The following is a 21,715-nucleotide window of genomic DNA, read 5'->3' as shown; positions in this document are numbered from 1 at the left end:
GGGCAGCGATGAAGTCATAGCGTTACATTGACAAAGACATGAGCCCGACCGATACCCCCTGGTAGGGCATGGCAAAGTTATGAATCGGCAGGGTCTCAAGAAAGCGCTTATCGTTGTCCACGATCTCGCTGTGACGGGTGTCGCCGTCGTGGCGACGTTCTTCGTGCGCTTCGAAGGGCCGCTCCTGCAGGAGCGCCTCGCTCACCTGCCGCTGTTCCTGCCGCCCTTCATCGCCTTCGCCGGCGTGATCTACTGGTTCTCCCACCTCTACAAGTCCAAGTGGCGCTTCGCGTCCCTGCCGGATCTCTTCAACATCTTCCGGGCCGCGACCATCCTGGCGGTCACCCTGCTGGTGGTCGATTACGTCCTCGTCTCGCCGCAGCTGCGGGGCACCTTCTTCTTCGGCAAGATCACCATCGCCCTCTATTGGCTGATCCAGATGTTCCTGCTGGGCGGCCCGAGGCTCGCCTTCCGCTACCTGAAATATGCCCGCTCGCGTCATACCCTGCAGCGCGATTCCAGCACGCCGACCCTGCTGCTCGGGCGCGGCAGCGACATCGAGGTGATCCTGCGCGCCATCGAGGCCGGCACGGTCAAGAAAACGCAGCCCAAGGGCATCCTGTCCTACCGTTCCGACGACCTCGGGCAATCCATGCGCGGCGTGCCGGTGCTCGGCACCTTCGCCGATCTCGATCAGGTCATCCAGGATTTCCACGAGCGCGGCACGCCGATCCGCCGCCTTCTGGCGACGCCGAGCGCTCTGACGCCCGAAGCCAACCCGGACATGCTGCTCGCCCGTGCCCGGCGCCTCGGCCTGCCGCTGGTGCGGGTCACGAGCCTGGGCGAGGGCATGCGCGATGCCGAGCTTGCGCCGCTGGAGATCGAGGACCTGCTCCTGCGCCCCACCGTGCAGATCGACCGGAAGCGGCTCGAGAACTTCATCCGCGGCAAGCGCGTGCTCGTGACCGGCGGCGGAGGCTCGATCGGTTCGGAGATCTGCACCCGCGTCGTCGCCTTCGGGGCGAGCGACCTCTTGATCCTGGAAAGCTCCGAGCCGTCCCTGCACCATATTCTCGAAAACCCGACGTTGTTGTCGAGCGACACCAATGTGGACGGAGCGATCGCCGATGTGCGCGACCGGGAGCGGGTGCTTGAGGTGATGAATGCGTTCAAGCCGGAAGTGGTCTTCCACGCCGCGGCCCTCAAGCACGTGCCCTATCTCGAGAAGAACTGGACCGAGGGCATCAAGACCAATGTCTTCGGCTCGGTGAACGTGGCCGACGCGGCGGTGGAGGCCGGCGCCGACACCATCGTGATGATCTCGACCGACAAGGCCATCGATCCGGTCTCGATGCTGGGAGCCACCAAGCGCCTTGCGGAGATGTACGGGCAGGCGCTCGATGCGGAATTCATGGGCCGCAACGGCGCCACCCGCATCATCGCCGTGCGCTTCGGCAACGTGCTGGGCTCGGTCGGCTCCGTGGTGCCGAAGTTCAAGGCGCAGATCGCCCGCGGCGGGCCGATCACCGTCACCCATCCCGACATGGTGCGCTACTTCATGACCACCCGCGAGGCGGCGGACCTCGTGCTCACCTCCGCCTCCCATGCGGAGGAGAGCCGCGCCGTGACGGAGCGGACCAACAGCGACGAGCGCGCCTCGGTCTATGTGCTGAAGATGGGTCAGCCGGTGCGCATCTATGAGCTCGCCGAGCGCATGATCCGGCTCGCCGGCTACGAGCCCGGCGAGGACATCGAGATCGCGGTGACCGGCACGCGTCCCGGCGAGCGTCTGCACGAGATCCTCTTCGCCCGCGAGGAGCCGCGCACCGAGATCGGCATCGATGGCGTCATGGCCGCCAAGCCCGTCTTCGCCGACCGTGACCGGGTCGACGGGTGGCTCCAGGTTCTCAACCTGGCCATCCGCGAGGGCGACAGGCTCCTGGCGGAACGGGCGTTCGAGGAGGCGATTCCGGAGTTCAAGCGCCGGAAGCCGGTGCCCCAGCCTGCCGCGCCAGCGCCGCAAGCGCGTCTCGCGTCGAACTGACCGGCTGCCAGCCCAGATCCTTCAGGGCCTGCGGGCTCGCGACGAGCGATCCTGCCAGCCGCTCATAGGCTTCCGCCTTTCCGGCGAGCGCCGCCGCCCCCTTCAGAACGAAGGACGGAACCGGAATCAGCCCCGGCCCGCGGCCGAGCCCGTGGCGCAAAGCCGTGACGATCTCAGGGATCGAGATCGGCTCCGGATCGGCGGCGATGAAGGGGCGCCGCAGGGGGCCTTGTGCCTTCAGCACCGTGTCGATCGCCGCAGTGAGGTTGTCCAGGGAGAGAAGCGAGCGTTTCGCGCTCAGGCCGCCGAGCGGCAGCGGCCAGGGCGATTGCGCCAGGGCCAGCAGGGCCGCCATGTTGCCTTTCACGCCGGGCCCGTAGACGAGGACGGGGCGGAGCGCCGTCCAGTCGAGGCCGAGCGCGCCCAGGCCCCGCTCGGCCTCGAGCTTCGAGCGGCCGTAAGGGTCGGTGGGCTGCGGCTCCTGTGCTTCGGTCAGAATGCCCTCGGCCACCGGGCCGGTCTGCGCGCGGATCGAGGACAGGAAGACGAAGCGCTTCACGCCGGCCCGCTCGGCCGCCTGCGCGAGCCGGATCGTCGCCTCCGTGTTGATGGTGCGATAGTCGTCCTCTGGCCGCCCCGACATGGCGTGCGCCAGGCCCGCTGAGTGGATCACCATGTCCACGTCGCGCAAAGCCGCAGCCATGTTGTGCGGCGAGGCGATGTCGCCGATCACGGCGCTCGACGCTCCGGCGGGCACCTCGGACGGGCGCCGCAGCAGCACCCGGACCCGGAAGCCGCGCTTCGGCAGCTCTGCGAGGAGATGGCGGCCGATGAAGCCCGTGGCGCCGGTCAGGGCAATCAGCGGTGCATTCATCGAACAATCTCCGGATGGGAACGGGCAAAGCGCCTGAGAACCAGGCCGACGAGAACGAGGCCTGCGGTAAGCGCCGCGATCTGCACCGCGGCCGAGGGCCAGAGGAGTGTCATAGCGGCGAGGCCGGCGAGGGCAAGGTTGAGCCCGAACACATGGGCGCTGACCTCGAGCGCCGAAAAGCCGTTGTCGGTGGCCTTCTGGTAGAAATGGCTGCGATGCGCCTCCCAAACCTTTTCGCGCCGCGCAAGGCGGCGCAGCAGGGTGATGGTGGCGTCCATCAGGTAATAGAGCGGCAGCAGGATCGCAGCAGTGAGCGCGCCCGTTCCGGCCAGCTGCAGCAGCATCCAGCCGACGAGAAGGCCGATCGGCAGCGAGCCGACATCGCCGAGGAAGAGCCGCGCGACGGGCTTGTTGAACGGGGCGAAGCCGAGGAGCGCGCCGCAGAGGGCAAGGGCGACTAAGCCTACCAGGATCGGCGTTCCGGCAACGAGCCCGAGCATGGCGATGGCGCCGGTGACCGGCACCATCTCGGCCACTGTGATCCAGTCGAGACCGTCCATGAAGTTGACGAGATTCACGAACCAGACGCCGCCGAGGATGAGAAAAGCCTGCTCCACCACGAGGGGAAAGGAATCCGGCAGCACCCGCAGGCCGCTCGTCGTCACGATGGCTGCGACCGCCCCGATCTGCAGGATGAGCCGCAGGCTGGCGGGCAGGGGACGGATGTCGTCGACAGCGCCGACGACGCTTAGAAGGATCGAGGCAGCCGCGACGATAACAAAGGCCCGAAGGAAGTGGTGCGGCAGATCAAGAATCGTGAATGCGAGCGCCATGGCTATCAGCGCGGCGCCGACAACCGCGATCCCTCCTCCTTGCGGAGTCGGGATCCTGTGGCTCGACCGGGCGTTCGGGCGTGCCAGCGCGTAGCGAACGAGGAGCGGCTTGAGGGCTACGATCAGGGTCGCCGCCAGCAGACCTGCGGCCGGCAGAATCGCCGAGAAAATGATGACGGTGAAGAAGGCGAAGGGATTGAACACGACGGAGAGCAGGTAACCCGCCAGCACCAACGCAGCCCATATGGCCAGAAGCTTGAGATAGTCCCCAGTCATCAGCTCACGCCCCGTGATACTCGCGGTACCATTCGACGAAGCGTCCGATGCCGTCCTTCAGCGAGGTCGCGGGCGCGAAGCCCACGTCGCGGCGCAGGTCGCTCACGTCGGCGCGGGTCTCGAGCACGTCGCCGGGCGGTAGCGGCACGTCCACGCGGTTGGCTTTCTTCCCCAGCGCGTCCTCGATCAGGGCGATCAGGTGGTTCACGTTTTCCGGGCTGTCGTTGCCGATGTTGTAGACCCGGTGCGGTGCGGCGCTGGTCGCCGGATCCGGCGATTCCGCGTTCCAGGCTGCGTCGGGTCGGGGCGTTCGATCGACCAGCCGCACGATGCCTTCCACGATGTCGTCCACATAGGTGAAGTCGCGCCGGACATCGCCCGCGTTGGCGACCTGGATCTCGCGGCCTTGCGCGATGGCGTGGGTGAACTTGTACACCGCCATGTCGGGCCGGCCCCAGGGGCCGTAGACGGTGAAGAAGCGTAAGGCCGTCGCGGGCAGGCCGAAGAGCGAGGCATAGGAATGCGCCATCATCTCGTTCGCCTTCTTGGTGGCGGCATACAGGCTGATCGGGTGATCCGTGCCGTCGTGCTCGGAGAAGGGCAGCTTGCGGTTGGCGCCGTAGACCGAGCTGGACGAGGCATAGACGAGGTGCTGGATCTGCCCGTGCCGGCAGGCCTCCAGCATGTTCATGAAGCCCATCAGGTTCGAGGCCGCATAGGGCTGCGGATCGACGAAGCGCACGCCCGGCTGGGCGGCGAGGTGGATCACCTTCTCGAAGCGATGCTCCCGGAAGAGATCCTGCGTCGCCTGCGCATCGGCAAGGTCGAGGCGCTCGCCGAAAAAGGTGTTGTGCGGGGTGAGCCGCGAGAACCGGGCTTCCTTCAGGCCCACGTCGTAATACGGCGTGAAGCTGTCGACGCCGACCACCCGATGGCCCTCGGCCAGAAGCCGCTGCGCCACATGGAAGCCGATGAAGCCCGCCGCGCCGGTGACAAGAATGGGAGCTGACATGAAAGTGCCGCCTGATGATGTGGCGGGCACCATAGTGGATTTTTCGGCAAAGGGGAGAGCGTTCGTCGCCGGGCAAATGATCCGGTCTTTCCCGTGCAATCCGCTCAGATGACGAAGAAGTCCTTGTACGTCACCTTGAGGTTCTTGGAGAGGGTAGCGAACTCCACCGGCTTGTATTTCGCGCCCGAGCCGTCGGCATCGTAGAAGAGGATGCCCTTGGCCTTGTCGTAGATGACGTAGTCGTTCCTGTCCTTGGCCTTAGCGCCGACGACGAAGAAGTCCTTCTTGAGCAGCACCGGCTCGCTTTCAGTCCCCTTGCCGAGCTTGGTGAAGATCTTGTTGTCGAGCCAGAGCGTGTCATCCACGACCTTGAAGTCGACAAGCTTGTCCTTGTTGGTGCTTCGGCTCGGCTTGGTGTCGAAGACGAAGATGTCCTTTCCCGCGCCGCCCTCCAGCATGTCGTTGCCTAAGCCGCCCCACAGCGTGTCAGGGCCGCTCCCGCCCGTGAAGGCGTCCCTGCCGGAGCCGCCCTTGATGATGTCGGAGGAGGACGTCCCCGTGAGGCTTTCGGAGACGACGTCCTTGACACTCACCGCGAGCCAAGCCTGGTGAGTCGCGCCCAGCTTGTCCGACACTTCGACCCTGATCCGATGCGAACTTGCCTGCTCATAGTCGAGCCTTGTGCCGTCCGTAACGGTCAGGACCCCGCTCGGGCTGAGGGCGAAACGGCCCCCGGCATCGTCGAGGAGGGTGTAGGTGAAGCCCTGATCGGTGACAAAGGCTTCCACGTGGATCTGAGCCGTCGACGATGCGCCGGATGACCCTTCTTCGAATTCGCCTCCTTCCAAACGGAGGCCGGTGGGCGTTGTAGGTCCGACCGGTCGGCCGTCGGCCGTATAGCGCTGCTGATAGATACCGTAGTCATGGCCATCCTGGCCGTGTGAATTCCAGGTGACGATCCATCCTCCGTCCTTCAACGTTGTTACGGACGCCAGGGACTGATCGCCCGGGGTGAAGGTGTTCACCCGGTTCTCGGCGCCGATCTTCTGCCCATCGGAGGCATAGCGCTGCTGGTAAATGTCCCCGGGGGAGGTCATCGAGGGACCGGACGTCCAGGTAACGAGCCAGCCGCCATCCGGCAGCGCCGTGACCGACGAATCGAACTGGTCGGCGATCGTGGTCGTATTCACCTGGACTTCCGTACCGACCTTCTCACCGTTCACGGCGAAACGCTGCTGGCGAATGCCGATGCCGGAACCGTCCGCATTGACCGAGGACCAGGTCACGACCCACCCGCCGTCCTTCAGCGCCGTCGCCGTCGAGAGGGCCTGTCCGGCCTCGACGAGCGTGTTGACCAAGGTCAGCTCCCCTACCGTCCAGCCATCGGCGTCATAGCGCTGCTGGAAGATGTCGATGTCGCCGTCGCCGTCGGAAGCGGGACCATGCCCCTCATAGGTTACGAGCCAGCCTCCGTCGGAAAGGGCAGTCACGGATGGGTGCTGCGCGCCGTATCTGTAGCTGTCGACGACGGTTTCCGTACCGATCGGAAATCCGTTGGCTCCAAAACGCTGCTGGCGGATCTCATATCCCATGGCGGTGACGTACGAGGCCCAGGTGACGACCCAGCCTCCGCCCGCAAGGGCCGTGACGGACGGCTCGGTTTGGAAGCTCGCCGTCGCCGTGTTGACGCGGATTTCATGGCCGACCTTCAGCCCATAGGCGTTGTAGCGCTGTTGGAAGATGCCGTCTCCACTTCCGTCCTGTCCGATCCAGGTCACCACCCAGCCGCCATCCGAGAGCCCTGTGGACGAGATCTGGTTCTCCCCGTTCATCGAGGTCATGTTGACCCGGACTTCGTCTCCGATCGCGAGGCCCTTGGCGTCATAGCGCTGCTGATAGATTCCCTGAGGGACGTCGTTCTGGTTGCGGGCTCCCCAGGTGACGACCCAGCCTCCGTCCTTGAGCGAAGCGACCGAAGACCATTCCTGGATTCCATTGGTCGTCGCGTTGACGCGGGTTTCGCCAAAGGTTGTCGTGGTGCTCATGACAAGCCCTCATTGTCTCTGGCCTGCCGGACCAGCTCGCGGCAAGCTATGAATATAATAATGTAACAATGAAGAGCCGACACCGGAATCATCCTGAATTTCCGCGTCGGGGCTTAAATGACGGCTGCCGCCGGGTTCGCAGATGAAGCCCTGCCTCATGCGGCCTTTCGCAGGAACCCCCGTCTCGGACGGCGTTCGGCGCAGCCGACCGACAACAGGCCTACCAGCCTGAACGCGGCATCATAAAATCCTTGAGAGATACCAGGGCGCCTGTCTCAGGCCGTGACCGCGAGCGTTTCCTGCTTGCTCGCACCCGTCACACCGGCAGGCTCGAAGGCCACAACCTGGCGCTCGCGGGCAATGAAGGCCGTGGGCATGATGGCCTGCATCTCGGCTTCCGATGCTTTCAGGGAAGCGTCGTCATGGCCGGGATAGAGGTGGAAGATCGCGAGAGATTTCACGTCGGCGCCCTGGGCGAGCTCCACGCCCTTCTGCCATGTGGAATGGCCCCAGCCGCGGCAATAGGCATATTCAGAGGCGGAGAACATGCCGTCGAAGATCATGAGGTCGGTGCCGTGGACGAAATCGGCGAGGCCGGGGTCGGGCCAGAGGTCGCTGTGCTCCACGTCGCTGATGTAGCAGACGCTGCGGCCCCGATGGTTGATGCGAAAGCCCGTGGCGCCGCCGGGATGGTTCAGGAGATGGGTCTCGACCCGCATACCGTCGTCGAAGATGAGGGGCTCGCCCGCGTGAAAGCCATGGTGCTCGAAACGGGCGGGCAGCTGGCTCAGGCGGACGGGAAAGAGCGGCGGCGCGAAGAGGCGGTTCAGCGGCTCCATGGCGCTCTCGCCTTCGAGATTGCCGCAATAGGTGCGGATCACGCGTTCCCTGCCGAGCAGGGCGGGCTTGAAGAAGGGAAGGCCGCTGATGTGGTCGAGGTGGAGATGGCTGAGGAGGATGTCGATCTTGTCGGGAGCGGTGGGGCCGAGTTCTGCACCTAGGGCGGCAAGGCCGGACCCCGCATCGAAAATGAAGAGGCGCTCCCCGCATCGGACCTCGACGCAGGGAGTGTGCGAGCCAAACTCGACGTATTGCGGGCCGGATGCACAGGTGGAGCCGCGTGTGCCCCAGAACCGGACCTGCAACGCGTCAGAGGATGCAACACGCCTTACCATGTCAGGATCATGATCAATGGAAAACCCTGCTGATGTGCGCTAGCGCACATTTGTAAGCTGCTCCCGAGCGGGCGGCCGGGTCAAGGTGGAATCCGTCAGGCACTCAGCGCCTCCCGTTGTCTGCCGCGGTGATCGACCACCGGTTCGCCCCTCTCGAAACGGATAACCGCGTCGAAGGGCGGTTGATCCATAATGGGCGAGATCGATGGCGTCACCAGGATGAGACCGCGGCCCACCAGCGCGCGGCGCAGATTGGCCACGAGCCGATCGGCGGCAGGTCCCGGCAATCCGTCGAGAGCGCGCTGCACCACCAGGATGCTCGGTCGGCGCACGAGGCCGCGCACGAGGTCGATGGCAGCGACCTCGCTCAGGGTCAGGTCGTCGCCCTGGACGTCGATGGGCGTGTCGAGGCCGATGCGCGAAACCTCGCCGTCGAGGCCCCGCTGGGTCAGGACGCGGCGCGTCACCTCCTGCACCGCCTCGAGCGCGCCGGCCTGATCGGCCGCGATGCGCCCGAAGAGCAGGTTGTCCTGGAGGCTCGCCGCCGCGCAGAAGCGCGCCTCGTCGTAGAACTCGATCGCGGATTTCAGGCTCACCGGCAGCATGCGGGCGAAATCCGCACGGGCGACGAGGATCTGCCGCTCCAGGCCGGGTTCGAGCAGGCCGAGGCGGTGCCGGCTCTCGTTGTAGCGCAGGGCGAGGCCGGTCAGGCGCTCCCTATCCCGGGCGGTCTGGTCGCTGCGCCGCTGCTCGTTCCTGCGGTCGACGAGATCCTGAAAATAGGGCCGGTCGGCGGCGGAGAAGAAGGAGAAGCGCTCGAAGAGCGGCGATCCGTCCGGGATGTCCGCGAAAATCTCGATCATGCTGGTTGCGATCGACAGGCCCATCCGGGCCAGGGGCTTGGTCAGCTCGTTGGCCTCCAGGATCGCCCACACGAAGGGGTGGCCCGCCAGGCGGTCTTCCTGGAAGGCATCGCCGATCGGCTGCCCGAACAGCAGGTTCTCGCCGATCGTGGCGTAGCGGTTGTAGCGCTCCATGCCGAAGGGATCGACGAAACGGTCGAGATTCTCGGCGACGAGCGCCGTCTGCACGGCCCGGCGGGCCTCCACGATGTCGGCGGCAAGCTTCGGCTCGCGCTCCGGATCGAGGGTGCCGGACAGGCCGCGGGCATGGGTCAGGCGGTCGAGGCCCGCGATGGCGATAGCATCGGACAGGCGGTGGTCGATCTCGCCCGCCGGCGCGACGCAGCCATAGAGCAGATTGTCCTTCAGGCTGCCTTCGATCAGCACCGTGTTTCCGGCAAAGGCGATGCGCCCGCTGCGTCCCACGGGATCGGCGGCGGCCAGATCGACGCCGCCATAGGTGAGACGGCCGAGGGAGGGCGGCATCTGGCCGCTCATGAGGGCCGCGAGCAGCCGCGGGCCCGCATCCCCGTCGCCGACGAGGGCGACATGGGACGGGAAGGCGAGGTTCAGGTTGACCGAGACGACCCGGGCGCCGCTCGTGGGATCGTAGGCGGAGACGCCCTGGGCCACGAGAGCGCCGCTTTCGGGAAGGACGGCCTTGCCCTTCAGGGCGGCACGCAGCTTCAACGGTCCTAGCCCCTTGCCGAGATCGATCAGCAGCGCCCGCGCCCGCAAGGCGAGCCGGTGCCACTGCACCACCTCGCGGGTGCCGTAGGCGGACAAGGCCGCGGCGAGCACGCAGGCCGCGACCGTGCCCGAACTGAGCGGACGGACCTGCGAGAACCACGCGCCGAGGGCCAGGACCGACAGGGGCGCGAGCATGAGCACTGCCGCGGAGGCCGCCTCGGCGAGCGCAAGGCGGTATTCTCTCAGCCTTACCGGCCGGTGGCTCAGCGCCAGGGCCTCGCGCACCCGGTCCCGTTCATAGGGTCCGGTGCCGTGGGCGCGCAGGGCCGGAATGCGCTGCTCGAGTGCGGCGAACACGCCTTCCGCCTCGTCGCCCTCCCGATGCCGCGCCGTGGTGGCATCGAAGCGCAGGAGGGACCGGCGGGCGCTGATCACGGCGCCGAAGGCAAGAACCGCCGCGAGGGTCGCGCCGAGGTGCCAGTCCATGACGAAGACATAAGCGCAGGCGAGCCCGATCATGCCGCCGAGCTTGACCGGGATGAGCAGGCTCGATCCGAGTACCCCGCTCTCCCGGGCAAGCCCCCGGGCGGCAAGCGCCGCCACCATGGCCACCTCGTCATGCGAGGCGGAGGGAACCTTCATGATGATGTCGAGCGCGGCCGCCTGGGTTTTCGCCAGCATCGCCGAGCCGATCCCGATGGTCAGCGCCTCGAGCCCGACCAGGATCAGGCCGATGAGCAGCGGGATGAGGAGGATCCCGGCGACCGAGGCGAGCGCGAAGGCCTCCGGCGACAGCATGAATCCGGAAAACAGCACGATCGGCTCGGCCCAGAAATGGCCCGGCGGATCGAGGGCGATCCGCAGGAACGGCCCCGGCGCGCTCCAGCCCCCGGCCGCGCCGGTGGCCCGGGCGACGACGACGCGCACCAGATCGAGGCCGATCAGAATCAGGAGGCCGGCCAGGGCCAGAAGGCCGAAGCCGATAAGATGGCGAAACGGAGAGGTTTTCCATGCCAGGCGAAGAGGGTCGCGCTCGATGACGGCTCCCAAGGACAACTCCAACGACGAGAATTCATGACGGAAGCGGAACCTAGCGCATCGCGCGCAAAAAGGGACCTGGTTTTGCGTATCCTATCGGCAGCATTTTGCGGCGAGGAGTGCGCTCCGGCACATGGTGCCGGATTCCGAAAGGGATTCGCGGTCTCGATTTCCGTGTCGGACCTTGCTCGGCGACCCCTCGTCGCGCCGCACTTGCCCCCTATGTCACCCTCCTGATTCACCGCCCTGCCTGTCACGGGGGATTGCGAGCCAGCCATGACATGCTCCCTGCCGCTCGATCCGGTTTTCCAGCTCGTCCTCGAGCTTCCGACCCGCAGGCCGAATTCCGGCCTGCCGCATCGCCTGACCCCGCTGTTCCGTGAACTGGCCGCGGTGGAGCCCGATCGCCCGATCGAGGAGATCGAGGACCAGATCTGGGCCTTGTGGGGATCGCACGAGGACAGGCTTGCGGAGGAGACGATGGCGGCCGCGGTGGATGCCATCGGCTCGGGCTCGCTCAGGCAGGCGCGTCCCCTCCTCGATCATCTCGTGACCAAGCATCCCTGCTGGGCCGAGGCCTGGAACAAGCGGGCGACGCTCGCCTCGATCGAGAAGCGCGATGCGGACAGCCTGCTCGACATCGCCCAGACTCTGCGGCTCGAGCCGCGCCATTTCGGCGCCGTCGCCGGCTTCGGCAATATCTGCCTGCGCCACGGTCATCTCAACGAGGCCCGCGCCGCGTTCCAGATCGCGCTTTTCATCAATCCTCACATGGACGACCTGCGCGACATGCTGGAGAACCTGTCGCCGCATCACCTGATGCTGCATTGAGGCCGTCCGCCTCCATTACGGAATCGTAATCCTCCCGCAATGCAGCGGGCAGCGCGCCATGCCTACGATCACAGCTCCATCGGCTCGAACGGAGCATCAGGCATGACGTCAATCCAGGACATGCGAGAGGACGGCGAAGCGATGGTTTCTCCTTCGGACCTGAAACAAATCAGGGATGCGGTGAGCGCATTGCGCGCCTCGCATCCCCGCAGCGTCCTGGCCGATCTGGTCGAGGAGAAGCTCCGCAGGATCGAGAACGACGGCCTGCCGCACATCGCCGTTCCGCAGGCGCCGGAATGGCGGCTTTTCTGGTAAGAGAGAACGACATCGATGGCCGATTCCGCCGTCCAAGGAGTGAATGAATGCTCGTCACCGAAGCGAAGGTTCCCACCGCCCATGCAAGCCGCTACCTGCAGCAGCTGAGTAAGCATTGGTCGCACAAGTTCGCCGTCACCTTCGACGCGACGCAAAGCACGATCCCCTTCTCCGAGGACCGGAAGGCGGAACTGACTGCTTCGCCGGACCACCTGCAGATCACGCTCAGCGTCGCGGATGAGGAGACACGCGACCGGATGAAAAAGTGATCGAGGATCATCTCAACCGCTTCGCCTTCCGCGAGACGCTGGAATACGCCTGGACCTAGAGACTCGAAAAGCCGATAAAACGTCCCCACGCCGCCGGTTCAAGCTCGGCCTTGGGATAGAAGGCCTTAAGGCAGGAAAGTTCGATCGACGCGGCGATTGTCGCAGATCGCCCGGCGACTATATTCAGCCGCTATGATCAACAGGGCTGCCCGCTCAGCCGGTTCGACAGACGAGCCGGCATCGCCATCGACATGCATCGCGCCAAGCGCGATCGTCCGGCCGCGGAGCCGCTCACGGGAAGAGTGGATGAGTACCCGTGCACGGTGACCTCAGGACGGCGCCCGCCGATTTTCTCGCCGGCGGCCGCGAGGCGTCGGCTCTGATGAAAACCTTCGACTGGGGCGCCACCTCCATCGGGCCGATGGACCTGTGGCCGCAGAGCCTGCGGACCACCATCAGCATCATGCTGCGCTCCCCGATACCCATGGTCCTTCTCTGGGGACCGGACGGGATCATGATCTACAACGATGCCTATACCGTCTTCGCCGGCGGCCGGCATCCGCGCCTGTTGGGGTCCAAGGTGCTGGAGGGCTGGGCCGAGGTGGCGGATTTCAACGCCAACGTGATGCGCGTCGGCATGGCCGGCGGCACGCTCTCCTATCGCGACCAGGAACTCACCCTGTACCGCAACGGGGTCCCCGAGCAGGTCTGGATGAACCTGGATTACAGCCCCGTCATCGACGAGACCGGCAAGCCGGGCGGCGTGCTGGCGATCGTCGTGGAGACGACGGAACGCGTCATGGCGGAACGGCGGCTCGCGGCGGAGAAGGATCGCCTGCGCGAGCTCTTCCATCAGGCTCCGGGCTTCATGGTCATCTACAGCGGTCCCGACCATGTGTTCGAGCTCGTCAACGAGGCCTATTACCAGCTCGTCGGCCGGCGCGAGATCATCGGCAAGCCGCTCCTCGAGGCCCTGCCGGAGGTCGCTGGACAGGGCTTCGACAGGCTGCTCGACAAGGTCTACGAAACGCAGGAGCCTTTCGTCGGCCGCGGTCTGCCCGTCTATCTGCAGCGGGATCCGACAAGGGGGGCGGAACAGCGCTTCGTCGATTTCGTCTTTCAGCCGATCCGCGATGCGCATGGCCGGATTACCGGCGTCTTCGCCGAAGGCAGCGACGTCACCGAGCGGGTGCGCTCGGAGGACCATCAGCGGCTCCTGCTCAACGAACTGAACCACCGGGTCAAGAACACCCTCGCGACGGTGCAGTCGATCGCGTCGCAGACCTTGCGGAATGCGGGGTCGACCGTGGCGGCGCGCGAGGCGATCGAGTCGCGGCTCTTCGCCCTATCCCGCGCCCACGACGTGCTGACCCGCGAGAACTGGGACGGCGCCTGGATCGGCGAGGTCGTCGGCGAAGCCATGTCGCCGTTCCAGTCGACGGGCCAGAGCCGCATCCATTGCCACGGCCCGGCCATCCGTCTCCCGCCCAATGTGGCCCTCGCCCTCGCGATGGCGCTGCAGGAACTCGCGACCAATGCCGTCAAGTACGGAGCGCTGTCGAACGAGAGGGGCGAGGTCGAAATCGCATGGCAGGTGGACCGGATGCGGGAGGAGCCGCATCTGCTCCTGCGGTGGGAGGAGCGGGGAGGCCCGCCCGTTTCCCCACCGTCGCGCCGTGGCTTCGGCACGCGGCTCGTCGAGCGCAGCCTCGCCCAGGGGCATCTCGGCGGCGAGGCGAGGATCGCGTTCGCTCCGGCAGGCGTGATCTGCACTGTCGATGCACCCCTGAAGGCCGCCGAGGACGAGAGCGAAACGGGTGCCCTGATCTGACCCGCCTTCGCGTCGCCAGCGCGACAACCGTACCGTTGCAGGCCGGCGGCGAGGGCGTAATTTAGGGGCCATGTCCGATTCGCCCGCCACTCTTTCCCGCCCCATCGTCCTGCCGACGGACGGCCGCCAATCGCTCGTAGCGGCCGGGATCCAGCGCGGCGTGCGCCGCCTGTTCTCGGAGCTCGGCCACGTCACCCTGCCCGAGTTCACCCTGGCGAATGGCCGGCGCGCGGATCTCATCGCGCTCGCGCCCGATGGGGCGCTCACCATCATCGAGATCAAGTCGAGCGTGGTCGATTTCCGGGTCGACCGGAAATGGCCCGATTACGAGGATTTCTGCGACCGGTTCTATTTCGCCGTGCCGGAGACGGTGCCCGTGGACATCCTGCCCGAAGATCGCGGCCTGATCATTGCCGACAGCTTCGGCGCGGCGATCATGCGCCCTTCCGCCCACCGCCCGCTCGCCGGCGCGCGCCGCAAGGCCGTCACCCTGCGCTTCGCCCATGCCGCCGCCGCCCTGCTGCACGCCCTGGCCGATCCGGACAGGATCGCCGACGGACGGCTTTGATATCTCTTCGGTCGAGCGACAGCCTATCAGGGTGTAGCGCGGGTTCACCTCTCCCCACTGGGGAGAGGTGGGCGGCTGGAGCCTTCGCGCCTATTCCTCATAATATGGCGCCGACATCCTTCCCGGGATGACAGCGAAGAGGTTTATCTAAAGACATGCCTGGCCATAATCCACGGCACACAGAGGCTGTGACGATAGTGGGACAATCATGAGACAGGTCATCATCTTTCTGCTCAGCAATTTCACGCTGACGCTTTTCGTCATCGGGCTGATCGCATCGCTCGTCGCGCTGCTGCGGCGGCCGCGCCCCTGGGGCCGTGCCGCGGTGGCGGAGGCGCTTCTGTCGTGGTTCCTGTTCTTCTCGCTCGGGGTCAGCTTCCTCTACAACTTCGTCATGCACGTCTTCTTCTCGGAGATGGCGGCCTCCTTCATCGGCTGGCAGACGAGCCCGTTCCAGAAGGAGGTCGGCTTTGCCAGCCTCGGCTTCTCGGTCGTGGGATTCATGGCCTTCAAGGGCAGCGACGGCCTGCGCCTCGCCGCGATTGTCGGACCGGCCTGCTTCCTCTGGGGCGCTGCCATCGGCCATGCGGTGCAGATGGTGCAGGCGCACAACTATGCCCCCGGCAATGCCGGCGTGATCTTTTATACCGACATCCTGCTGCCGCTGTTCGGTCTTGTCATGCTGTGGATGCGGCGCAAGGCTGGGGATTCGAGCGCGTTGCGGCCGGCCTTCCCGCGCTGAGATCGGGCGCCGGGCGCGATCTAGCGCGGCGCGCGCTTGGCGAGGATCCGCTGCAGGGTGCGGCGGTGCATGTTGAGGCGGCGTGCGGTCTCGGACACGTTGCGGCCGCACAGTTCGTAGACCCGCTGGATATGCTCCCAGCGTACCCGGTCCGCCGACATGGGGTTCTCGGGCGGCAGGGCACGTTCCCCGGGCTGGGCCATCAGGGCAGCATGGATCTCGTCCGCATCGGCGGGCTTCGCCAGATAGTCGAAGGCCCCCATCTTCACCGCGGTGACAGCGGTCGCGATGTTGCCGTAGCCGGTGAGGATGACGCCGCGTGCATCGGGACGCCGGTTTTTGAGGCGCTCGATCACGTCGAGCCCGTTGCCGTCGCCGAGGCGCATGTCGATCACGGCAAAGGCCGGCGGCTCGTTCTCGATCGCGGCAATGCCGTCAGCAACGCTTTCGGCCACGCGAACCAGGTAGCCGCGGCCTTCCATGGCGCGGGCGAGGCGGGTCGAGAAAGGCCGGTCGTCGTCGACGATCAAGAGACTCTTGTCGGCGCGATCTTCGAACGCGGCAGGCGCATCGGCCATCTGACCATCTCCTTGCATCTCGAGGCTGAACTCCTTGAAGCGGTGAACCCGGGGGCTCCCCTTTCATATGGGAATTCTTCCCCTAACCTTTGAGAGCGAGTTCGCCCTCACCCTGCGGCGAAATTGCCGCACCTCGTTCAAACGCATGACGGGGCCAAACGATCCGCGCGATGGCGCCGGAGGCGGGCGGCGCAGTGTTCGTCAGGGTCAATTCGGCCCCCGAACGCTCGATCAGGGTCTTGGCGATGAACAGGCCCAAGCCCAGTCCTCCGCCCTCCTCGCTGTCCTTCGTCCGCTCGGCCGCGCTTCGCGTCGTCACATACGGCTCCCCGACTCTCAGCAGAATATCGGGAGCGTAACCGGGGCCGTCATCCCTGATCTCGATGAAAACCTCGTGAGGAGACCAGCAGGCGTCGATCGTGACCTGGCTCTCGGCGAAGTCGGTGGCGTTGTCGAGGATGTTGGACAGGCCGTAGACCACCCCCGGATTGCGCCGCCCCGTCGGCTCGGGGCCGTCGCCCCACGCCGTCACCTTCACGTCGAAGCCGACCGCGCGCTGCGGCTCGACGATCTCCTCGACGAGGTGGCTGAGCGAGATCGTCTCCAGGAACTCGGCCTCGTCCTCCTGCCCCATGGAGGTGAGCTTGGTCAGGATCGTGCGGCAGCGCTCCACCTGCTCCTGCAGGAGCTTCAGATCTTCGCCGACCGCCCCCTCCTTGGGCATGGAATGGCTCATTTCCTTCGTCACCAGGGCGATGGTGGCGAGCGGCGTTCCGAGTTCGTGGGCCGCCGCCGCCGCCAAGCCGTCGAGCTGGGACAGGTGCTGCTCGCGGGCGAGCACCAGCTCGGTCGCGGCGAGCGCCTGGGCGAGCTGGCGCGCCTCCTCGGCCACCCGCCAGGCATAGATGCCGGTGAACGCCGTCCCGAGGACGACAGCGGTCCAGATCCCCGTGACGTAAAGGAATGGGAGGGTGAAGCTCTGCCCCGGAAACCAGGGCAGGGGCTTGTGGGAGAGCACCAGGAAGGTGGCGCAGCCGATTGCGAGAAGGCCGAGCCCGAGCGTGCGCTCGGGAGTGAGCGCCGTGGCCGAGATCAGGACCGGTGCCAGGAACAGCATGGCGAAGGGGTTTTCGAGCCCGCCGGTCAGGTAGAGGAGCCCCGCTAGCTGCAGGATGTCGAAGGCGAGGAGCGCGGTGGCGATGTTGTCACTCAGCCTGTGGCTTGCCGGATACTGGATGCGCAGGAGCAGGTTGACCCAGACCGAGATGCTGATCACCAGGAAGCAGAGGGCGAAGGGAAGGGGAAATCCGAGGCCGAAGCGGACCCCGGCCACGGCCGCCGCCTGGCCCACGATGGCGAGCCAGCGCAGGCGGACGAGCGTGTCGAGGCGCAGGTGCCGGGCGTGATGCGTCAGGCTCTTCTGGTCGATCTTGGACATCCTCGAACAGAATAGGGCCTGCCCATCGTTCGCCAAGCATTCGCTGCCAGCCTATTTTCCTAGATCCTCGGGCTGTCCGATGCCGATTCGTGAACGGCGCAACCTTGGCTGCAGAAAACCGGGCCTACTTTTCTGAACGATCCGCTGATTCCGCCTGCCGGATGCCCTGAAACCAAAGTAGGTGATCCGTTTTCGTAAGGAAGCAACTAGGCTGTTGCATTGGATTCGAGGAACTTTAATCTTAAAATTACGGTTGAGGATAAAGCCTACCGCAGGCTGCGAGAACAGGCGCCCGGCCCTTGGGGATACAGATGAACCTTTCTTACGTTTGGTACGATACCGCGCATTGGCTCTTGAGCCCTGCCCGCGCGGCCTCCGATTTGACGAAGCATTTCTTTGACAATCCCGACAATCCGCTGACGCACACCCCCTACGGCCGGACCGTCTCGGCGGCCTGCGAATTGTTCGAGCGCACCACGCGACGCTACACAAAGCCCGATTTCGGCTTCGAGACGACCCTCCTCGGCAACGAGGAGGTCGCGGTCACGGAGCGGATCGTGTGGGAGCGCCCCTTCTGCCGGGTCATCTCCTTCGAGCGCGATTCCGAAAGCGCCGCGGACCAGCCGAAGCTGCTGATCGTGGCGCCCATGTCAGGCCATTACGCCACCCTCCTGCGCGGCACTGCGGAGGCCTTCCTGCCCACGCACCAGGTCATGATCACCGACTGGGCCGATGCCAGCCTGGTGCCCCTGGCCGAGGGCCGCTTCGACCTCGACGATTATATCGATTACCTCAAGGCCATGATCCGGGATCTCGGCCCGGACCTGAACGTGATGGCCGTCTGCCAGCCGGCGGTGCCCGTGATCGCGGCGATCGCCCGCCTGGAGGCGGAGAACGACCCCTTCGTCCCGCGTTCCATGGTCCTCATGGGCGGCCCTATCGACACCCGCCGCTCCCCCACCGCCGTCAACCGGCTGGCCGAGGAGCGCGGCATCGAGTGGTTCCGGCAGCACTGCATCACCAAGGTGCCCCCGTCCCATCCGGGCTTCTGGCGCGACGTCTATCCGGGTTTCCTGCAGCTTTCGGGGTTCATGGCCATGAACATCGACCGGCATCTCACCGCCCATTGGGAGATGTTCAACCACCTCGTCGAGGGCGATGGCGATTCGGCCGAGAAGCACCGGGATTTCTACGACGAATACCTCGCCGTCATGGACCTGACCGCGGAGTTCTACCTCCAGACGGTGGAGACCGTCTTCGTCGACCACGCCCTGCCCAAGGGCGAGATGATGCACCGGGACGAGCCGGTCGACCTCATGGCGATCCGGCGCTGCGCCATCATGGCCGTCGAGGGCGAAAAGGACGACATCTCCGGCGTCGGCCAGACCCTGGCCGCCCTCGACCTGACGCCGAACCTGTCCTCCGACAAGAAGTCCTATCACCTGCAGACCGGGGTCGGTCACTATGGCGTCTTCAACGGCTCCCGGTTCAGGGTTCAGATCGCTCCTCGAATTGTTGAATTCATTGAGAATCACCATCGAGAGCCCGCTCGGAAGAGGGCGTCAAGAGCCTGAAGGCGTTCTCGATACGTTCCTGGGAGCGGCAAACGGCTGCGCTGACAGAATCGACGTAACGGGGCAGATTGCGGACATGAAATCCGCCCTGTTCCGCCGCGTTCCTGCGGACCCGCCTCATCTCAAGGTTCTTCACGGGGGCCAAGCCTTCAAGGTGGCCCTCAAGCGCCGTCCGACGGCCAAACGGATCACGCTGCGCGTCTCGAACGCGACCGGCGAGGTCGTGCTCAGCATTCCCGAGCGCACCGATGTCGGCCTCGCCCAGAAATTCGCCGACAGCCACAGCCAATGGATCGCCACCCGGCTCGCCAAGGTGCCGGAGCGGGTGATCTTCGAGCCCGGCGCCCTGGTGCCCCTGCGCGGCGTTCCCCACCGGGTCGTCCATTGGTCGACGATCCGTGGCGTGACCCAGGCCACGACCGGCGGCGCCGGCGAGCCGATCATCGCCGTCACGGGCGAGGCCACCCATGTGGCCAGACGCGTGCGGGATTTCCTCGAGACGGAAGCCAAGAAGGATTTCGCCGTTGCCGTGAAGCGCCATACGGCCCAGCTCGGGCAGCCGGCCAAGCGCATCACCGTGCGCGACACCAAGAGCCGGTGGGGCTCGTGCTCGGCCAACGGGTCGCTGAACTTCTCCTGGCGCCTGATCATGGCCCCGCCCTTCGTGCTCGACTATCTCGCCGCCCATGAGGTGGCCCATTTGCGCGAGCTCAACCATTCCCCGCGCTTCTGGAAGCTTACGTATCAGCTCTGCCCCCGCACCGACGAGGCGGAGGCCTGGCTCAAGACCTACGGCAGCGCCCTGCACCGGATCGGGTGATCAGACCAGTCGACGCCTCCTTGTTCAAAAACAGGACCTCATCCTGAGGAGGTCGCGTAGCGACCGTCTCGAAGGAGGATCCAGTGCTCGCTGGAAGCTCCTTCGAGACGCCGCTTGCAGCGGCTCCTCAGGATGAGGGTTGAGCAGTTCGAGACGTGGACCACCGGCCGAAATTCGTCTTAAAACAGTGACACGCCCTCCGTTTCGGCCTACTCCCGACCGCTCCCGTCATTGCCGAACTCACCTCATGCTCAAGCCCGATACCCTGGCCCTCACAATCGTCCTAGCGCTGCTCACCGCGCTCGGGCCTCTCTCGACGGACATGTACCTGCCCTCGCTGCCGGCCATTGCGGCGAGCTTTAAGGCGAGTACGGGCCAGACGCAGCTCACTCTCTCGGCCTTCCTCCTCGGCTTTGCCGCCGGCCAGTTCTTCTACGGGCCGATCTCCGACCGAATCGGGCGCAAGCCCGTGCTGCTCTTCGGGCTTGGGCTTTTCACCCTGGCAAGCCTGATCTGCGCGCTCTCGCCCAACATCGAGACCCTGATCGGCGCGCGCTTCCTGCAGGCGCTCGGCGCCTCCGGGCCCATCGTGCTCGGGCGTGCCATCGTGCGCGACTTCTACGAGGGCCCGCGCGCGGGCAAGGAATTGTCGCGCATGGGCACGATCATGGGCGTGGTGCCCGCCGCCGCGCCCGTTCTCGGCGGCGTCATCGAGCGCTTCACCGGCTGGCGCGTGACCTTCGGCGCGATGATCCTGTTCGGTGTGGCGCTCGCCGCCATCATCGTGCTGAAGATGCCGGAGAGCATCCGCCGGAAATCGGACATCCCGATCTCCTTCGCCGCGATCCTGCACGGCTTTCGCGTTCTGCTCGGCCATGCCGGCTACCGCACCTATGTGGGTCTTTCCATGCTCACCTATGGCGGGCTCTTCGCCTTCATCTCGGGCTCGTCCTTCGTGCTGCAGAAGATCTACGGCCTCGACGAGTTGTCCTTCGCCTTTTCCTTCACATTCGTGGTGGCAGGCTTCATGACCGGCACCACGATCGCGCAGACCCTTGTCGGACGCTACGGGCTCGACGGCACCATCCGCCTCGGGGTGATCTGCCTCGCGCTCGGCGGTCTCGTCATGCTGTCCCTGGTGCTGTCGGGCGTGCCTTCATCGCTCGGCATCAGCGCACCGATGGCGATTTACGGGATCGGCGTCGGCCTGACCATGCCGCAATCCATGGCCTCTGCCCTGATGCCGTTTCCGGATCGCGCCGGCGCGGCCTCTTCGCTCCTCGGCATCTGCCAGATGACCTTTGCCGCCATCGTCGGCATCCTTCTCGGCCGCAACCTCGATGCCTCCGCCATCCCCCTGCCTGCCACCATCGCCACCACCGGCGTGCTGGCGCTCGCCCTCTTTCTGGCGACGGGACGGGCGAGGGCTCATCAACCCAGGGGCTGATCGATCATCGGCAGCCCCGCAAGCACATCGGTGGCCTTGTGATCGGCGGACACGCCGTCGATGAAGAACACGTCGCCGCGCGAATTGTCGGTACGCAGGCGCAGGATCCGCCGATAGGCCGGAGAATCGTACCACGCGCGGGCGTTTCCCATGTCCGGGAACGCGATCACGATGAGATCGCCCGACCACGACCCTTCCACCACGGTCGCGGGTCCGCCATGGATGATGAAACGGCCGCCGAAAGGCGCAAGCGTTTCATCGATGCGCTTGAGATAGTCGACGATATCCGCGCCGAGATCGACGTCGTGCAGATGGCCGATGGCATAGGCGGTCATGACAAGCTCCCTCTTGATCGATGAAGCGAGCATGCCGGGGGCACGGAGCATTGGCGATTACGTGCCGGGTAATGGTTT

At 65.7% G+C, this 21,715-nt stretch carries 18 protein-coding genes and 1 pseudogene; 10 read left to right on the top strand and 9 right to left on the bottom strand.

All coding sequences use genetic code 11. From position 1 onward, the window contains the following. Nucleotides 1-79 precede the first annotated feature (79 nt). Nucleotides 80-2,044, top strand: coding sequence for a nucleoside-diphosphate sugar epimerase/dehydratase (locus tag BB934_RS11995; RefSeq protein ID WP_099509839.1), 1,965 nt, complete (start codon nucleotides 80-82; stop codon nucleotides 2,042-2,044). Here BB934_RS11995 and BB934_RS11990 read toward each other — a convergent pair. The 6 genes from BB934_RS11990 to BB934_RS11965 form a co-directional block, all read right to left on the bottom strand. After that, a complete protein-coding gene (locus tag BB934_RS11990) occupies nucleotides 1,977-2,918 on the bottom strand; it encodes an NAD-dependent epimerase/dehydratase family protein (protein ID WP_099509838.1) in 942 nt (313 codons plus the stop codon). The genes BB934_RS11995 and BB934_RS11990 overlap by 68 nt on opposite strands. Further along, nucleotides 2,915-4,027, bottom strand: a complete 1,113-nt coding sequence (locus BB934_RS11985) for an MraY family glycosyltransferase (protein ID WP_099509837.1) — start codon at nucleotides 4,025-4,027, stop codon at nucleotides 2,915-2,917. The genes BB934_RS11990 and BB934_RS11985 overlap by 4 nt, the downstream gene beginning before the upstream one ends. Before the next feature lie 4 nt (nucleotides 4,028-4,031). Further along, complete coding sequence (locus tag BB934_RS11980) at nucleotides 4,032-5,039, bottom strand: NAD-dependent epimerase/dehydratase family protein (RefSeq protein ID WP_099509836.1); 1,008 nt, start codon at nucleotides 5,037-5,039, stop codon at nucleotides 4,032-4,034. Nucleotides 5,040-5,143: 104 nt separating this feature from the next. After that, nucleotides 5,144-7,084, bottom strand: coding sequence for a hypothetical protein (locus BB934_RS11975; RefSeq protein ID WP_099509835.1), 1,941 nt, complete (start codon nucleotides 7,082-7,084; stop codon nucleotides 5,144-5,146). Between the two features lie 275 nt (nucleotides 7,085-7,359). After that, nucleotides 7,360-8,259, bottom strand: a complete 900-nt coding sequence (locus tag BB934_RS11970; RefSeq protein ID WP_099509834.1) for an MBL fold metallo-hydrolase — start codon at nucleotides 8,257-8,259, stop codon at nucleotides 7,360-7,362. A gap of 95 nt (nucleotides 8,260-8,354) precedes the next feature. Next, nucleotides 8,355-10,901: an ABC transporter ATP-binding protein/permease gene (locus tag BB934_RS11965; RefSeq protein WP_099509833.1), complete on the bottom strand. Its 2,547-nt coding sequence runs from the start codon at nucleotides 10,899-10,901 to the stop codon at nucleotides 8,355-8,357. Nucleotides 10,902-11,165: 264 nt separating this feature from the next. On the opposite strand from BB934_RS11965, the gene BB934_RS11960 reads away from it, so the two are divergent. The 6 genes and pseudogenes from BB934_RS11960 to BB934_RS11935 all read left to right on the top strand — a co-directional run bounded on the left by BB934_RS11960 (nucleotide 11,166) and on the right by BB934_RS11935 (nucleotide 15,445). Further along, nucleotides 11,166-11,720, top strand: a complete 555-nt coding sequence (locus BB934_RS11960) for a tetratricopeptide repeat protein (protein ID WP_099509832.1) — start codon at nucleotides 11,166-11,168, stop codon at nucleotides 11,718-11,720. Nucleotides 11,721-11,822: 102 nt separating this feature from the next. Beyond that, the gene (locus tag BB934_RS11955; RefSeq protein ID WP_157934140.1) at nucleotides 11,823-12,035 is read left to right on the top strand and encodes a hypothetical protein; all 213 of its coding nucleotides are present in this window, start codon (nucleotides 11,823-11,825) and stop codon (nucleotides 12,033-12,035) included. A gap of 47 nt (nucleotides 12,036-12,082) precedes the next feature. Next, nucleotides 12,083-12,363: pseudogene (locus BB934_RS11950) on the top strand (DUF2218 domain-containing protein). A 257-nt stretch (nucleotides 12,364-12,620) separates the two neighbouring features. Further along, entirely contained in the window at nucleotides 12,621-14,135 is a 1,515-nt protein-coding gene (locus tag BB934_RS11945; RefSeq protein WP_237050254.1) for a sensor histidine kinase, read from the top strand. 70 nt (nucleotides 14,136-14,205) lie between these two features. Then, nucleotides 14,206-14,703 (top strand): MmcB family DNA repair protein, encoded by a 498-nt coding sequence (locus BB934_RS11940; protein ID WP_099509830.1) that lies wholly within the window; start codon nucleotides 14,206-14,208, stop codon nucleotides 14,701-14,703. Between the two features lie 208 nt (nucleotides 14,704-14,911). Beyond that, nucleotides 14,912-15,445 (top strand): DUF6790 family protein, encoded by a 534-nt coding sequence (locus BB934_RS11935; protein ID WP_099509829.1) that lies wholly within the window; start codon nucleotides 14,912-14,914, stop codon nucleotides 15,443-15,445. Nucleotides 15,446-15,465: 20 nt separating this feature from the next. Here the strand turns inward: BB934_RS11935 and BB934_RS11930 are convergent, their stop codons facing one another. Next, complete coding sequence (locus BB934_RS11930) at nucleotides 15,466-16,023, bottom strand: ActR/PrrA/RegA family redox response regulator transcription factor (protein ID WP_157934139.1); 558 nt, start codon at nucleotides 16,021-16,023, stop codon at nucleotides 15,466-15,468. 82 nt (nucleotides 16,024-16,105) lie between these two features. After that, nucleotides 16,106-17,461: an ActS/PrrB/RegB family redox-sensitive histidine kinase gene (locus BB934_RS11925; protein WP_099509827.1), complete on the bottom strand. Its 1,356-nt coding sequence runs from the start codon at nucleotides 17,459-17,461 to the stop codon at nucleotides 16,106-16,108. 311 nt (nucleotides 17,462-17,772) lie between these two features. On the opposite strand from BB934_RS11925, the gene BB934_RS11920 reads away from it, so the two are divergent. The 3 genes from BB934_RS11920 to BB934_RS11910 all read left to right on the top strand — a co-directional run bounded on the left by BB934_RS11920 (nucleotide 17,773) and on the right by BB934_RS11910 (nucleotide 21,302). Further along, a complete protein-coding gene (locus tag BB934_RS11920) occupies nucleotides 17,773-19,035 on the top strand; it encodes a polyhydroxyalkanoate depolymerase (RefSeq protein ID WP_099509826.1) in 1,263 nt (420 codons plus the stop codon). A 76-nt stretch (nucleotides 19,036-19,111) separates the two neighbouring features. Beyond that, nucleotides 19,112-19,855 (top strand): M48 family metallopeptidase, encoded by a 744-nt coding sequence (locus BB934_RS11915; protein WP_099509825.1) that lies wholly within the window; start codon nucleotides 19,112-19,114, stop codon nucleotides 19,853-19,855. Between the two features lie 247 nt (nucleotides 19,856-20,102). Then, the gene (locus BB934_RS11910; protein ID WP_099509824.1) at nucleotides 20,103-21,302 is read left to right on the top strand and encodes a multidrug effflux MFS transporter; all 1,200 of its coding nucleotides are present in this window, start codon (nucleotides 20,103-20,105) and stop codon (nucleotides 21,300-21,302) included. Here the strand turns inward: BB934_RS11910 and BB934_RS11905 are convergent. Continuing rightward, a complete protein-coding gene (locus tag BB934_RS11905; protein ID WP_099512783.1) occupies nucleotides 21,287-21,637 on the bottom strand; it encodes a DUF1330 domain-containing protein in 351 nt (116 codons plus the stop codon). The two genes, BB934_RS11910 and BB934_RS11905, sit on opposite strands and share 16 nt — an antisense overlap. Nucleotides 21,638-21,715: the final 78 nt, after the last annotated feature.

It is taken from the genome of Microvirga ossetica (genome assembly GCF_002741015.1).
GTDB classification, from domain to species: domain Bacteria; phylum Pseudomonadota; class Alphaproteobacteria; order Rhizobiales; family Beijerinckiaceae; genus Microvirga; species Microvirga ossetica.
The sequence above is the reverse complement of the archived record's forward strand: the minus strand, read 5'-3'. Positions and strand labels throughout refer to the sequence as shown.